Genomic DNA, 13564 nt, shown 5'->3' on the forward strand with positions numbered 1-13564 from the left:
TTTATATATTTTAGGATTGGGATCGGGGAGTCAGGCGGCCATCGTTCGCGGACTGTATAGCATTTTGTCGGCTTCCTCCCACAACTGAAGTCGTGGGCTTCCGCCTCGTGCCTCTGTGATTCCCGACAGCGGCGATATCGAAGACAGCGTCCGTGAAGTCATGGCGACAGAATGAGCGACCGACAACTCGTTACAGATGGAGGCTCCGGACTCCGGGTCGGGATTCGTGCGACCGGTGAGTGGGAGTCGGACGTCGACGAGACGGAAGGTGTCATGGTAAACTGGTTCGTTCGCGAGGGCCGGACCGTAGAAGCCGGGGACACACTCTGTGAGATACAGGTTGAGAAGGTAAGTATCGACCTACAGGCACCCACCGCGGGAACACTTGAGGAGATTACCGTAGCGGAAGACGACGAGTTTGAGATCGGGGACACGCTAGGGTGGATCAGATCAGAATAAATCCAGGTCTACGGCGGATTTTCTGCGTCGTTGATCCCTTCGAATGTGCTGTTCGTGTGAGCGTATCGCCACCGTTGGAGAATCGCTCGTGTGACCAACGAAGCCTCACGCACAGTGATACAGGATAACTCAACAGGACGACTGGAGGCGTCAGGTGGAGGATGAAAATGCCGTGTCGGTGCATCGGGTTTCGGATGACAGTCGAATCGAAAATTCCGCCCCTGGTTGTCCGTGTAGTGGGCAGCGTAGTTCCCGGCCAAACTCCATCGAATGTCAATCCTCGCTGTTGACGCCGCTCCGACGCCGTCAGCCAGTTCGATCGAAAGTATCTGTGGATTCAGCGGATCATCCAGTGATGCCGTCTCAACCAACGGCTCTTGAGTGACAATCAGATCTCGGATCTCGCGTAACGCCCCGGCATCGATCGGGCCGAACACCCCGGCCTGTTCGCCCGGCTGACTATCCGCAGAGAATGTCTCGTCTTCCGCATCGGTCATACGACAATGGAGGTGTCGCTGTTGCTATCGTCGTCAGTGTCGGTTCCAGTCAGGTGACCAGTACGACTGGCCTCAGCAATCGCGAGCGTCGCTTGTGCGAGTGCGAGGTTGCGGCGAGTCGTTTGCCACTCTCTGAGCAACGTCCCAGACTCGCTGTCGGCGTCTTCAATATCCAGTTCCCGAGCGAGTTCCTCGGGCGAATCAACTCCGTACTCGTCACGCCAGTTCTGAATCTGTGTTTTCAGTTCGGTGATTCCAGAGGCAATCTCTTCAGGAGTACGTTCCGCAAGCAGCGACTGCGCATGCTCAGTGACAATGCCCGTTTCTGACCGGCGGTACAGCGTCGTCTGGCCGTCCTGTGATGTCGTCACTTCGCCTGCATCCACGAGCGATCGCAGGTGCTTTCGCGCCGTCGTAGGCGAGACACGAGCACGGTCGGCAATCTGTGAAGCAGATGTTGGATCGTAGGTACTACGGAGGATTTCGTAGACTCGTTCGAAGGGCGTTGTCTCCTCAATCCAGTCCTCAACGACAACGTCGTTGATATCACGCTGTTCGGCACCGCCATCAGGACATACTTGATTGGGTGGGGGCGTCTTCTCGGACATGATACACTAACCAACGTGAGACAAGTATAATAATTTGTGGGACAGTATATTGGTTTGTGATTCTTCCGAGTGTGGGTCTCGTAGAGATGTGGTCTAAAGCCCATTTACCGGGGCTTTACAGCGGCAACGTGGGGTGAGGATCGTGCCAGTTAGAATGCTAGTTTGAGAAGACGTTTACAGCGGCACTCCGGGGTGATCTATCCACCGCTCGGTTCCTTCTCATCTCAATAACGGGCTGATCACTCCCCGTCGTCAACATCGGGTGTTACTCGCGAGAAGATAGAGACAGAAAACTCCTTGAACTCTGAAAAACGGGGCATCCGAACTGGCAAGAGCATACTGTCACCGATTGGGTGGAACAGCTCAGACGTCCATCGGGAACACGTTGGGACGCGGGTGGTGGAGTTGACAACAATCCTGTCTTCACCCAGTAATTAACCAATAACTACGGTCGATAGATGTCGCATGTTGGTTAAAGCCAGCTCGGGTGGCCTCGAACCCACACCCCTCTATCGATGTGTTCCACAAATGCGCTGGCTGGCGAAGACAGGTTACGAGCCGCAGCCGTCTGGTATGAAATGGAGAAAACGGGAAGTATGTCGTCTGTTACCCATGATATCTCGATGTGAATACCACACAGATTCCCGTTGTCCTTCAAACACCAGAGATCGGTTGGCGCGAACACATCGATAGAGGGGTGTGTCTCGACAACCTCATCGTGGTTACACATCGCACGAAGGCCGTCGAATATTCGACTCGAACACGAAGTCTACTACGGCTGGGTCGCGTTCGTTCCACAGCGCGAGAGCGACTCCGGCGCGTTGTCGAAGTACTTTGGGAGGGTCGCCGATGCCGACGAGTTCAAGCTCAGAGGTATCGAAGCCCGGCAGCGCTCAACCCCGCCGTTCATCGAAGACGTCCAGCAGGAGTGTCTCGAACGGCTCCACGCGACTCGATCGCCGGACGCCGTACTCGACTGTCTTCAAGACACCATCAAGCGCCATTTCGCTGGAACGGTGCCGGTTGAACAACTTGTCGAGCGGAATCGTGTCTCTAAGCCACTCGAAGGGTATACGCAGAACACCCAGAACGTGGCGGGAATAAAACGAGCCCGGGATCTGGACCTCGCTGTTCTTCCAGGACAGGACATTGAATACGTAGTCGTCGATGACGGGAAAACCTCGCGAGAACGGGTCGCCCTTGTTCATGAGGAGATCGAGGCCTACGGCACCTCGTACTATGAGACACAACTTATCAGGGCTGTCGAGAGTGTACTGTGGCCGATGGGCTGTGATCGAACGGAGATTCGTCGAGAACTCACGGAGACACGGGTCCCAAAGTTGACGGCGTACACGAACACGGAAGATTGTTAACCAACAAAGGAGTCATCAGGAGCGGCTCTGTTGGTTAACCACTGCCCCTCACGAGATCGAACCCCCACACCCCGTGTGCGATATGAAATCGGGAAGATGGTGGGAGGGGGTAGCCAACGGGAAAGACCCCGAACCGCCGGAAATTCATGATTTTACGGAGGTAGAGCCTCAGAGACGGCAATATCACGAAAGGCTATATTTCATAGAAACCTTTAGATAGACACTCTGTCAACCATAGCCGCAATAAGGCTCAAGTCAGTCAAAACGAAACAGTATGTTTCGTGATATAATTGGACTCGTCCATAGCTTTGACCCTTCGTGAGATGGACGCCTCCGTTGGTTTGACGCCTTCTCGTGGACTCTCTCGCCATTTTCCAACTCTTCAGATGACTCGTCCTTACCTACCCTATCACCAAATTCATATCGCACACGGGGTGTGGGGGTAACCCACCGACGAGATCAGACTCCACTCGAGATATTCAAGAGATCTTCTCGGCACATCTAGTCGAGAATACGTCTAGTAATTCATTTTGTACACGGGGAGTACCTCTGCCGAACATATCCGTCTCGCCTTGACATCGACAGGTGTTCGATGACCTGATCGATATTTCATATCGCACACGGGGGGTCACTACGTCTAATTGATTTCGCCCGCGGTTACAGTATTACTTCGCCTCCCCTTCGAGTAACCGCCTGTACTGTGAGAATTTAGCAAATTTAATCTCGCACACGGTCCCCATATTTATTTATAGTTTCGCTCCAACTGCGGAAATATGGTTGACGGTGACGATCAACAGTCCCTCTCACAATCTATCAAAGGACGCCTCCAGGAGGGAGTTCAAAACTCGGTTTTCCGAGATAAGGGCCTTCTCGACCCGGATGCCGTCATCGACGAGGACCGAATCGTCGGTCGTGATGACCAGCTTGACGATATCATCACCTACCTACGACCGGCAGTACAGGGAAACCGCCCACCAAATATGCTTCTCTACGGCCCATCCGGGACGGGGAAGTCGCTCATTATCAACGCGGTCTGTCAGCAGGTTCTCGAACTCGCGAACGCCCAAGACGACCGTTTTGGGGTTATTAAAATCAACTGTCAGACAATCAAATCGCACGATAGGGCCGTCTATCGACTTGTGGAAAACGCCGCAACTGAAGCAGACGTTGAAGTTGGAGTTCCACAGAGTGGTGTCTCGACAGACCAGAAACTCAACCGGTTCTATGAGATCCTGAGCAACAACTTCGACTCGGTCATCATCATCCTGGATGAGGTTGACCTCTTGGTAGGGCGACAGCGGGACCCGAACGATGAGCCAGCATACTCCAAGTTGCTCTATCAGCTCTCTCGGGCATCACAGCTCGGCCAGATCGAGGGGCACGTTTCTGTTGCAGCGCTCACAAACGATCCCCGGTTCATGGAGAACCTCGACGGTCGGGCAGAGAGCTCGTTCAATCCGCAGGATGTCGTCTTTTCAGACTATGATGCGGACCAACTACAGTCTATTCTGAAACGACGTCGTGACGCATATCGGGACGGTGTCCTTGAGGACGGGATCATTCCACTTAGCTCCGCATTTGCGGCACAGGACCACGGTGACGCCCGGAAAGCGATCGATCTGTTTCGGAAAGCAGGCGAGATTGCAGACCGTGAAGGCGAAGAGATGGTTCATGAAGGGCACGTTCGTGATGCCCAGAAAGAAGCCGAACGGGATCGAACGCTGACTCAGATGCAAGGGTTGTCGACCCAAAAGAAACTCTCGCTTTACGCTACTGCGATTGTCCCCGTCTACTCACAACGCAATCTGAACGCTGTTCCCAGTACGGTTGCATATCGTGTGTATCAGTACCTTACTGACTTACTTGACGCTGATACAAAATCGCGCGACTCCTACCTCCGGTATATGAGTGAAGCGGAGACATACAACTTTGTCACATCAGAAAAACGTGGACGCGGCTACGGCAGCGGTGTTCACAAGGAGTACACGTTTGTTGATGATCCGGGTGTGGTTGCTGAAACTCTTCGAGCTGACATCCGGATTGAAGAGGCAGACAATGAAGGCGATCTAATCAAATCTGTTGTCAACGCACAAATAGATGATTTCTTCGAAGGAAAGTAGCGTTCAGTGCTGTCGCTTCCATAACTAGATTCATTTCGCACACGGGGTGTGATGTCGTTAGAACATATGTTAATATTGGTAAATATGTCTGACAACCGTATACACGATTTCATTTCGCACACGGGGTGTCTCCGCTTGATTCGTCAACTGATTCATTTCTCATACGGGGTGCGTCCTGAATCAGCGTAAAATCATCTCGCACACGGGGGGTACTATTACAGATTTCATTTCGCACACGGGGTGTGTAGACATCAATATCCGGCTATAAACCTGTTCTACCTGCCAGTATCGACGGTGACCAACATTTGGACTTGACTTAATTTTCCGCTTCGATCTACGGTTCAACTGACCGGAAGGGACACCCCTCTATCGATGTGTTTTGAAAAGCCCGCTTGAATACACCCCTCTATCGAAGTGTTCACAGTAGCAGTCACTGTACACACCCCTCTATCGAAGTGTAGAAGCAGGTGGTGGTTATCCCTAGTATCGACGCCGACTCTCAGTACCTACTCATCCGCGTTGACCGGTCCTTTGTACTTGGACTTCACTGAGTTTCCTTCCCGCCACTGCCAGTAGTAGTAGCGGTTGTCGTTGATTTCCTTGATCGTGATCGTCGCCTTCGCTGGGACATCGTCCGGAAGGTCATCGGGTCGTTCCTCGACGTCGGAATCATCCTGCTCCGCTTCGATATCCGCTTCCAGCTCTTTGTGTTCGGCTAACGCCTCGCCATACCGAGCAACGTCCCGAAGCTGCGCTGGTGTGGCTTCGTTGAGGGCGTCGACGACCTCTGCCGGGAGGGTTGCTGGTGGGATCGGTGGTTCGTCGGACATCGGCTGTTCTCGTATTAACCAACACAGTCTGCTACTCCATAATTTTGTTGGTTAAGATGGTGTTACAGCGAACGAGCCTCCACGTTGACATCGACGAGGAGGACCTCCGAGCGCAGGCAGCGAAGTACGGGATCGACGACGTGATCGACGCGCTACTCCAGTCCCTCGAGACGCACGGGGAGGTCGGGGATGACCGGCTCTCGGAGTGAAACGAGTTCCAGGAGTTTGCGGCTGATTACGAAATTGAATCCTGAACGAGTGCTAATCTGGAACGAATTAAGGGAGTTACGCTTCTTCCGGACGGGGAGCCTTCTCGTACTTGACCATCTTTTCGGGCTTGTCTGAGATGGTGTCGTAGATCTGCTGGAGGGTCTCCTCTGCGGCGAGCAGATTGTGTTCCTCTAGGAATTCCCGCCCCTCCGCCGTGAGGCCGTAGAACTTCCAGGGGTAGCCCTGCCGGCGCTGATCGCCTTCCAGAGCGACTTCTTTGACGATGCCGGCGTTGATGAGCTTCTGGACGTGCTTGTAGACAGTCGCGTCGCTCACGCTGGGATTGAGCTCTTCGAGTTCGTACATCGAGGGTAGCTGCTCGGGATGCTGGAGGATGTTGTTGATCAGCGCGAACCGCGTCTGCTGAGTGACGAAGTGGACGAGTTCGCGGGATTCTATCCCGTCGGCAGTCCCCAGGTCAGTACTCATACGAGACGATACACAGCCTGGCGGCAAGTAGTTTACCCTTGGGTAAACCACTCTGGAGTAAACTACGCTTGGTTAAGTGGGTGATTTACTCCATAAACCATATCGCACAACGCTGAGAGGTGTTGAATATGTCCGACGAGGAGCCGCCTGTCCCTGAAGAGGTCCTTACCAGTGCGAAGGACCAACTCGATGATGAAGAGATCTCGCTGGCCGACAATGAGGAGATCCTCCACGCCCTGAGCGAACTGACTCCCGTCTATGAAAATGAGCGCTCGTACTTCGTGCTGGGGAACTACGACCGGGAGCCGATCCGCCGGCTGAACCTCGTGATCGACCGACTCAACCGCCGGCAGGACGCCTACGCCTTCCGGATGGTCGACATCCGCGGGGAGTGGGACAATAGCATCCAGAAGTTCTGCCTGATCGGTGATCTCGTGACCTACCTCGTCGGTGTCGCCGAGAAGGATCCGAGCGACTTCCTCGTCGAACAGGGGTTGCTCGTCGGCACGACTGAGTTCTTCGCGAAGAGCCACGTCCTCAAACGGGAGTACGAGGACGAGGAGCACCCCTTCGGTTGGATGCAGGACGGTGTTTTTGAGCTGTTCGACCAGGAGGGACGGCTGTATCGCTGGCAGACCGAAGAGGAACTTGTTGATGTGACGGAAGAACTCCCGTAACGGCGGTGGACCACGTCTGCCGGTATCAGTTCGGATCGTAGGGGTTCGTTGCTGATTCAAGCCGATAGACGTCCTCGACAGCGTCGAAGTCGTCATCGAACGCATACAGGTAGCCAAGCCCCTCGGTTTGCATATACGCGACAATACAGGCATCGACGAACGAGAGCGGTTCGTGTTGGCGAAAGAGCGACTTTCCCGTCGCGAGGGCGGTGGTGGTGAGTGAATCGATGTGGAAGTGAGCGTTCTCTTCGAGGCGGTCGAGCAGATCGACCGCTGCGTCGTGGCCGGCGTGGGTCGTGAGGCCGTTTAGCGTTTCGGCGAGAACGTAATCGAGGATGACTCCCTCAGGAAGCGTTCCAGTATCGATGCCGTGGAGCACCGGGAGTGCGGCGTCGTGTGATGTATCTTGCTTGTACGCCGCTGCAAACAGAACCGACGTATCGATGAGTGCGCGAGGCATTTACTCGATGTCGACGCCCCACGCATCGTGATCGCTGGTCACATCGGTGTCTTCCTCACCAGCGTACCCGTCGAAATCGGCGAACGTACCCGTCTGCTGTTGGATGACGTGGACCCGGATACTCCCGTCATCTTCCAGCTGCCAGCGAAGCTGATCACCGTCATCAATATCGAGTTCCCGTCGAATCCGGGCGGGGATGTTTGCCTGGTTTCCAGACACCTTGCTTTCGGCGTCGATTCTGTCGCTGCTCATATCTCCGGGTAAGTGACCAACCCTGAAAAGGCTAGTGTGCCGCCACACTATACAGTAGCAAAAGACCGATTCCGATGAAGAGGACGGTGATTCATTTTGAAACCGTTGGGAGGCGACCGTCTGGTCGGGGCACACGGCCTCGTTTGATCTCGTGATCGACGTGACGCAGGTGCTTACAGCCGCCTTCGGGTGAACGCTGCTGCCAGTCCGGGCAGGTACACGCCTCTTCGGCGACGTCGACTTCGTACCGATTACCGGACGCGGACTGGACCTCGTAGCGACCACCTTTGGAGAGGAGCGAGACGTCCATCGATTCGGTGACGGCGCGCTTCGTGCGAGGCTCAAGTTCGTCCTGTGACTGTGCGGTATCGTCGACGACCAGCCGATCGCGTACGTCGCCCGTTCGGCCACCATCCGGAGCGACAGCTTCCGCAGGGCCACTGAGGCGCTCGTGAAGTAGTTCTTCTACCGGATGCCCTTCTGGCCACAGGTAGTGTACCTCACGGCGCTCACGATGGTCGTAGGAGCCGCACGCGGCTGCGCTCCCTATCCAGACGCGCCAAGCACCCAGCGCAGCCATCACGTCGACGATGATACGGGGAACCGTCTGGTGGTCGTCCGGGAAGAACACCCGGAAACGCGTACACGCCTCTTGGGGCGGGACAGTTTCCCACCAGTCTTCGCTGGAGCCCCAACTGTCGAACATCGCCTCGTCGGTGCCGTAGCCCACCGTGATGCCGTCGATCGGCGTCCAGCCCGTCGGGATGTGGTCTGCCTGCCCCTCGAGTATCCTGAGGACGGCGTAACGAAGGTACTCGTGGGTTTGGTTGTCCGTCGTTCGGGCCACCTTGTCGTGCTGCTCGGCAACGTGCTCGGCTTCCTCGAGGACCGTTGTGAGATAGTCGTCAGTCATGATTCACGGAGGTCAGAATTCGCCTCCGCCCCTCTGCGGGCGCAGAAAACTTAACCAACGAAAGAGGAGAAATCCGGCATCTGTTGGTTAACTGATTTAGCGAGCAAGCCGCTCTTCGAGCACGTCGATGAGCTCCTCTGCCGTCCGACTGATCCGACCGAGCCGCTCGCGAACGACCTCGGGGTCGTCCGACTCCCAGGCTGCGAGGTAGAACGCCGAGCCGCTGGTGTCGAGGCCGCAGTACCGCCCAACGACGTATGCGACGGCTTCGGCCTCGACTTCGCGTTTCGACCGTTCCGTATCGTCGTCGACGTCGAAGTGGAGCAGAGCGTGCGCGTACTCGTGAACCAGTGTCCGAGCGAGATCGGCGTCGTTCTCGCGATCTCGAACCTCAACACGCGGCTGCATGTCGATGAGACTGAGCTGCTCGCAGATTCCTTTCGCCTCGCCGTGCGTCCACTCGTTGGCTGGAATGATCCGGACCGTCACGCCGAGGTCATCAGCGGCGGCAGTCAACTGTTCGACGAGGTCGCCGGCGTCGCCGGTCGCTTCCGTATCCAGATCGGGGAGCGGCTCGCCCTCGGTCTGGGAGATGTCGAACACCGGCGCGGGCTTGAATCCGACGAGCCCCTCCGACCACTCCTCAGGTGGCGTCTCGTCGTACCCACAGTCACTGTCCTCGTGGTAGTTCGGCGAGTTCTCGCATTCCGGGCATTGCTTCGTGATGATCGGTGCCCAGATCCAGATGGCTGACTCGCCCTCTTGGACGTGCGGGTCCGCGCCGACGAGACGGTCGAACACCGTCTTTCCGGTGGCTAACGCGTCATCATGGGTCGATGCCTCTACCAGTGCGGAAATCACCATATGTATCTCGAACACGTCGAAACGCCGACGCACCCGGTGTCGTTGCTCGCTCGCTCCTACTGCGCCGGCACCCATCGCCGGCGCTCGAAAAACCTGCTTTGGGAGATTGCGTTCAGGAGTCGGCCGCACGCTTGACGGTGATGGTCAGATCCCCGGACTCATAGTCCGCTTCGAAGTCGGCGACGTACGCATCTGAATCGTAGGCGACGTGGTAGGCGCGGTGACGCTCGAGGGATCCGGTCGCCTTGTAGTGGAAGAATGCGGCCGCCGTGTAGGGCTTGCTCAGTATCTCTATTTGTGTCTCAACCGATGCCGGAAGCGCGATCTGTGGTGTGTCAGTGTCGATGCTCGCCGCGAACTCTTTGGCCTCCTCGACAGTCGCTTGCGAATGTACAGGTGTTGCGCCAGTGAGCACGTTCACCGGAGTTTCGGTCTTGTCGGTGAACAGGGCGTCTTCGAAGGTATGCGTCCCGAGGATCGCATCGGGAGCTAACTCGCAATCGTCGAAGGGATTGTCAGTTGTTTCATCGGCCATTGAATCACGAGCCTTTGGCGGGGATCACCCATTCCGGCCCCTGAAAAACAGCAGCGGCTTCGACGCAGATTACCGTCCGAGTCGGTATCGAAACCTGTAATTGGTCCCTCTTCGACACTCCGACGCGATGCCGTCCCTCTCTCGCTGCGAATACCTTTTTACACGAATCTTGCGTACCACCGATATGACCCTCCAAGCTCAAGTACCTAAATCAACAGTAGATTACCTCAAATTCCAGGTGCTATCTCGATGGCTGTGATTGAGACAACCGAACTCACCAAGGGGTACAGCGGCGATCCAGCTGTTACAGACCTTGACCTCGAAGTCGAAGACGGTGAAGTGTATGGATTCCTCGGACCGAACGGTGCCGGGAAATCCACGACGATCGATATGCTGATGAACTATACTCGTCCATCAGCAGGAACACTCACCGTTCTTGGACTCGACGCCCAGCAGAACGCAAGTGAGATTCACGCTCGAACTGGTATCCTCCCGGACCAATTCGGCGTTTACAGTACGCTCACGGGACGTGAACACGTCCACTACATCCTCGACGCGAACGACGCGACAGGGGACCCCGAGGAGATTCTCGAGCGTGTTGGTCTCGCTGACGCCGTCGACCAACGTGCCGGCGGGTACTCGAAAGGAATGCAACAACGCCTGGGGCTGGCGATGGCTATCGCCGGCGAACCGGAACTACTCATCCTCGACGAGCCGTTCTCCGGACTTGATCCCTATGGAGTGCGGTTGGTTCGTGACGTTGTTGCTACTGAACGCGACCGTGGAGCGACGGTCTTCTTCTCGAGTCACGTCCTCGACCAAGTCGAACGAGTCTGTGATCGCGTCGGGTTACTCTCTGACGGCCACCTGATTGCTGAAGGAACGCCGAAAGAACTCCGTGATATGGCTGGCGTCCGAACGCAACTCAGCATTGAGACAGACAGCGATGACCCACCGATACAAGCAATCGGTGAGCTCGCCGATGTCCAGAACGTTTTCTCTGAGACTGGCCGGATAGTGGTGACGTGTCCTCGGACAGTCTGTTACAACGTCCTCAAAACACTGGATAGTGCTGGAGTGAACATCCAGTCGTTCGACATCGAGCACGGCACAATTGAGGACGCTTTCGTCGAACTCGCTACCGAAAGTTAACTCAGCTAATCGATGTTTCTCGTTCGATAAACCCAGAGTGCAACTCCTAGTGGAAGAATGAGCCACAGGAGATGTTGTCCGAGTGCGGCTGACGGATGTAGATACCAAGCTGGAACGTCAGTTCCGTAGGCTAATCGTGCAACAACGATATTCGAGAACTGGTTTGGTTGTAGTTCTCGAATCACAGACGAGGCCGGCGCTGCGGAGTTCGGAACGCCGATGATTGTATTCGTCACAACGTTCGGGAGTCGTAGCGGAGGTATCCATCGGAGAAATAAATAAAGCGGGTCACTCGGCGGATTGTGTCCATTTGCGCTCACTCCTGTGATTAAGCTATAGAGAGTGTTTGAAACTGTGAACCAGGCGATTTGAACGCCCACAAAGACGAGAATCGTGAATCCGGCGATGGCTTGGCTTTGGAAAATCGTCGAGATCGAGACGCCCATCCCAGCGATCACGGTCACAAAGAAGACTGCGAACACCAGAAATCCGGCGAGTATACCAAGCGGAACAATGCCATGCTGGGGTACTGCTAGCAGGCATGTCAGGACGATCCCACCGACGATCGGAACGGCGAAGGCACCTGCTCGACCGAGCGTAAACCCGATGAGCGTCCCCATTCGTGAGATAGCAGTGCCTGCGGTGAACCGAATTGCGCCCGTATCACGTTCGTGATTTACCGAACGGAACGTACCGAACAGCACGCCGATACCGCCGATGAACGTGAGCGGTCGTTGTAGGGCAGCAAGCGGCATACGAGACCCGAGTGCGTCCTGTACGTACATTGCTGGTGAGAGACTGAGGATACCAGCGACGAACACGAGCATGCCGACACCCCAGACGAGTGGGGTACGAATGAGCCGCTGGAATTCACGACGGGCGAGCGGTTGCCACGACCCGGGGAGCGCATCAATCAGGCCACCGTTCCCGGTGAGACGGGCAAATAGTCGACTCTCGACTCGAGGAAGTGAGGGAGAAACCCGTTGAAGCGTTCGAAGTATCTTGAGTTGGTTACGGGCCGCGAGATCGCTTCGCTGGAAGATTGTGATACCACCGAGGAGGGAGAGCATCGGCCAGCTGAGCAGGAAGCCGAATCCCCACCACGCTGAGAGTGGTGGCGACGTCGTCGCGAGTTCGCCTGTTTCAGTGAGGGCGTCAGAGATCTGGGCGACGGCATTACCGGGGCCGACTGGAATCCCAAATAGCCAGTTCGTGAGGACTTGAAACGCACTGAGGGGTGACAGCCAGCCTGCAATCTGGAAGGCTGTTGGATGGTTCATCTGCGGTCCCGGTGTTGCGCCTGTGATGAGCTGCCAGAGGACCGCGAGCGTCACATTGTTCCAGAATGCCAATGCGAGTGTCACGATTGAACCAAGAATTACTGCGCGGGTCGTTGATGAGCTCGCTGCGGAGAGACCAACGATGAGCCCCATCCACACATACACGTAGATCGTTGTGAGGGCGAGGAAGCCGAGGAACAACAGTGGTGAGAATTGGCCGTACTGGAAGACGTCGTAGGCGGTGACGAGAAGCGTCCCAGCTACGACTGGGGCAAGCAGAGCTGTTCCGCGTCCGACGGTGTTCAGATAAGGTTTGAAAGTGAGGCGGTGCGTTTTCAAAGCGTTCTATGCCAAAAAACGACCGCCTCAGCGGCTGTTTAGACGAGATCAACTTAGAGTTTGTGGAGCGAGAAGCAACACCGAAGCTGTTGATGAAGCTCAGTNAAAACGACCGCCTCAGCGGCTGTTTAGACGAGATCAACTTAGAGTTTGTGGAGCGAGAAGCAACACCGAAGCTGTTGATGAAGCTCAGTATTCAGCTCCATTTGTCTGGACTATCGCTTTCGAATACTGTTTCGTTTCTTGAGGTATTCGGTGTTGATCGAGTTCGATCGACCGTTCATAACTGGGTTCACAAAGCCGACCTACAGCCGGAATCGGATCGGAACCCGAATCACGTCGCGGTTGATGAGACTGTGATTCAACTCGATACTGAGCAATATTGGCAGTACGCTGCTGTCGATCCCGAACCAAATGATCTGCTACACACACGGCTTGAACCGACGAGAAATAACGCGATCGCAGATCGGTTTTTCGCGGAACTCCGCGAAAAACACGACGTAGAT

The 13564-nt window shown here is 55.6% G+C and carries 14 protein-coding genes and 3 pseudogenes; 7 read left to right on the forward strand and 10 right to left on the reverse strand.

Annotated elements, in window-relative coordinates; translation table 11 throughout:
- Window positions 1-171: 171 nt before the first annotated feature.
- Complete coding sequence (locus tag C472_RS14825; RefSeq protein WP_006630666.1) at window positions 172-459, forward strand: lipoyl domain-containing protein; 288 nt, start codon at window positions 172-174, stop codon at window positions 457-459.
- 8 nt (window positions 460-467) lie between these two features.
- Here C472_RS14825 and C472_RS16530 read toward each other — a convergent pair whose 3' ends face one another.
- A complete protein-coding gene (locus C472_RS16530) occupies window positions 468-956 on the reverse strand; it encodes a hypothetical protein (protein ID WP_082238277.1) in 489 nt (162 codons plus the stop codon).
- Window positions 953-1501 (reverse strand): winged helix-turn-helix domain-containing protein, encoded by a 549-nt coding sequence (locus C472_RS16535; RefSeq protein WP_082238280.1) that lies wholly within the window; start codon window positions 1499-1501, stop codon window positions 953-955. The genes C472_RS16530 and C472_RS16535 overlap by 4 nt, the downstream gene beginning before the upstream one ends.
- Window positions 1502-2313: 812 nt before the next feature.
- Here C472_RS16535 and C472_RS16540 point away from each other — a divergent pair.
- Window positions 2314-2937 (forward strand): annotated as a pseudogene (locus C472_RS16540) (DNA polymerase domain-containing protein); the annotation flags it as partial.
- Window positions 2938-3710: 773 nt separating this feature from the next.
- The gene (locus C472_RS14835; RefSeq protein ID WP_049906754.1) at window positions 3711-5057 is read left to right on the forward strand and encodes an orc1/cdc6 family replication initiation protein; all 1347 of its coding nucleotides are present in this window, start codon (window positions 3711-3713) and stop codon (window positions 5055-5057) included.
- A gap of 506 nt (window positions 5058-5563) precedes the next feature.
- Here the strand turns inward: C472_RS14835 and C472_RS14840 are convergent.
- Window positions 5564-5887, reverse strand: a complete 324-nt coding sequence (locus C472_RS14840) for a hypothetical protein (protein ID WP_006630670.1) — start codon at window positions 5885-5887, stop codon at window positions 5564-5566.
- Between the two features lie 80 nt (window positions 5888-5967).
- Between C472_RS14840 and C472_RS17120 the strand changes: the two are divergent.
- Window positions 5968-6096: pseudogene (locus C472_RS17120) on the forward strand (transcriptional regulator TrmB); the annotation flags it as partial.
- 76 nt (window positions 6097-6172) lie between these two features.
- On the opposite strand, the gene C472_RS14845 reads toward C472_RS17120, so the two are convergent.
- Window positions 6173-6586, reverse strand: coding sequence for a hypothetical protein (locus tag C472_RS14845; RefSeq protein ID WP_006630672.1), 414 nt, complete (start codon window positions 6584-6586; stop codon window positions 6173-6175).
- Window positions 6587-6714: 128 nt separating this feature from the next.
- Between C472_RS14845 and C472_RS14850 the strand changes: the two genes are divergently transcribed.
- Entirely contained in the window at window positions 6715-7263 is a 549-nt protein-coding gene (locus C472_RS14850; protein ID WP_006630673.1) for a hypothetical protein, read from the forward strand.
- Between the two features lie 25 nt (window positions 7264-7288).
- Here the strand turns inward: C472_RS14850 and C472_RS14855 are convergent, their stop codons facing one another.
- The 5 genes from C472_RS14855 to C472_RS14875 form a co-directional block, all read right to left on the reverse strand.
- Complete coding sequence (locus C472_RS14855; protein ID WP_006630674.1) at window positions 7289-7723, reverse strand: PIN domain-containing protein; 435 nt, start codon at window positions 7721-7723, stop codon at window positions 7289-7291.
- Window positions 7724-7975, reverse strand: coding sequence for an AbrB/MazE/SpoVT family DNA-binding domain-containing protein (locus C472_RS14860; RefSeq protein WP_006630675.1), 252 nt, complete (start codon window positions 7973-7975; stop codon window positions 7724-7726). It lies immediately after the preceding gene.
- Between the two features lie 91 nt (window positions 7976-8066).
- Complete coding sequence (locus tag C472_RS14865) at window positions 8067-8888, reverse strand: hypothetical protein (RefSeq protein ID WP_006630676.1); 822 nt, start codon at window positions 8886-8888, stop codon at window positions 8067-8069.
- A 96-nt stretch (window positions 8889-8984) separates the two neighbouring features.
- Complete coding sequence (locus C472_RS14870) at window positions 8985-9767, reverse strand: ImmA/IrrE family metallo-endopeptidase (RefSeq protein ID WP_241432991.1); 783 nt, start codon at window positions 9765-9767, stop codon at window positions 8985-8987.
- Window positions 9768-9864: 97 nt separating this feature from the next.
- The gene (locus tag C472_RS14875; RefSeq protein ID WP_006630678.1) at window positions 9865-10287 is read right to left on the reverse strand and encodes a hypothetical protein; all 423 of its coding nucleotides are present in this window, start codon (window positions 10285-10287) and stop codon (window positions 9865-9867) included.
- A 249-nt stretch (window positions 10288-10536) separates the two neighbouring features.
- Here C472_RS14875 and C472_RS14880 point away from each other — a divergent pair, with 249 nt between their 5' ends.
- Entirely contained in the window at window positions 10537-11439 is a 903-nt protein-coding gene (locus C472_RS14880) for an ABC transporter ATP-binding protein (RefSeq protein WP_049906755.1), read from the forward strand.
- Between the two features lie 5 nt (window positions 11440-11444).
- Here C472_RS14880 and C472_RS16545 read toward each other — a convergent pair whose 3' ends face one another.
- Complete coding sequence (locus C472_RS16545) at window positions 11445-13058, reverse strand: ABC transporter permease subunit (RefSeq protein WP_082238278.1); 1614 nt, start codon at window positions 13056-13058, stop codon at window positions 11445-11447.
- A gap of 92 nt (window positions 13059-13150) precedes the next feature.
- Here C472_RS16545 and C472_RS16550 point away from each other — a divergent pair.
- A pseudogene (locus tag C472_RS16550) lies at window positions 13151-13564 on the forward strand (DDE-type integrase/transposase/recombinase); the annotation flags it as partial.

The sequence above is a fragment of the Halorubrum tebenquichense DSM 14210 genome (assembly GCF_000337415.1).
GTDB lineage: Archaea > Halobacteriota > Halobacteria > Halobacteriales > Haloferacaceae > Halorubrum > Halorubrum tebenquichense.

What these genes read in the sequence shown, in the direction of transcription:
- C472_RS14860 (WP_006630675.1), bottom strand. Translation starts at nt 7,975, where the DNA reads ATGAGCAGCGACAGAATCGACGCCGAAAGCAAGGTGTCTGGAAACCAG.
- C472_RS14825 (WP_006630666.1), top strand. Translation starts at nt 172, where the DNA reads ATGAGCGACCGACAACTCGTTACAGATGGAGGCTCCGGACTCCGGGTC.
- C472_RS14840 (WP_006630670.1), bottom strand. Translation starts at nt 5,887, where the DNA reads ATGTCCGACGAACCACCGATCCCACCAGCAACCCTCCCGGCAGAGGTC.
- C472_RS14865 (WP_006630676.1), bottom strand. Translation starts at nt 8,888, where the DNA reads ATGACTGACGACTATCTCACAACGGTCCTCGAGGAAGCCGAGCACGTT.
- C472_RS14850 (WP_006630673.1), top strand. Translation starts at nt 6,715, where the DNA reads ATGTCCGACGAGGAGCCGCCTGTCCCTGAAGAGGTCCTTACCAGTGCG.
- C472_RS14855 (WP_006630674.1), bottom strand. Translation starts at nt 7,723, where the DNA reads ATGCCTCGCGCACTCATCGATACGTCGGTTCTGTTTGCAGCGGCGTAC.
- C472_RS14880 (WP_049906755.1), top strand. Translation starts at nt 10,537, where the DNA reads ATGGCTGTGATTGAGACAACCGAACTCACCAAGGGGTACAGCGGCGAT.
- C472_RS14875 (WP_006630678.1), bottom strand. Translation starts at nt 10,287, where the DNA reads ATGGCCGATGAAACAACTGACAATCCCTTCGACGATTGCGAGTTAGCT.
- C472_RS14835 (WP_049906754.1), top strand. Translation starts at nt 3,711, where the DNA reads ATGGTTGACGGTGACGATCAACAGTCCCTCTCACAATCTATCAAAGGA.
- C472_RS16530 (WP_082238277.1), bottom strand. Translation starts at nt 956, where the DNA reads ATGACCGATGCGGAAGACGAGACATTCTCTGCGGATAGTCAGCCGGGC.
- C472_RS14845 (WP_006630672.1), bottom strand. Translation starts at nt 6,586, where the DNA reads ATGAGTACTGACCTGGGGACTGCCGACGGGATAGAATCCCGCGAACTC.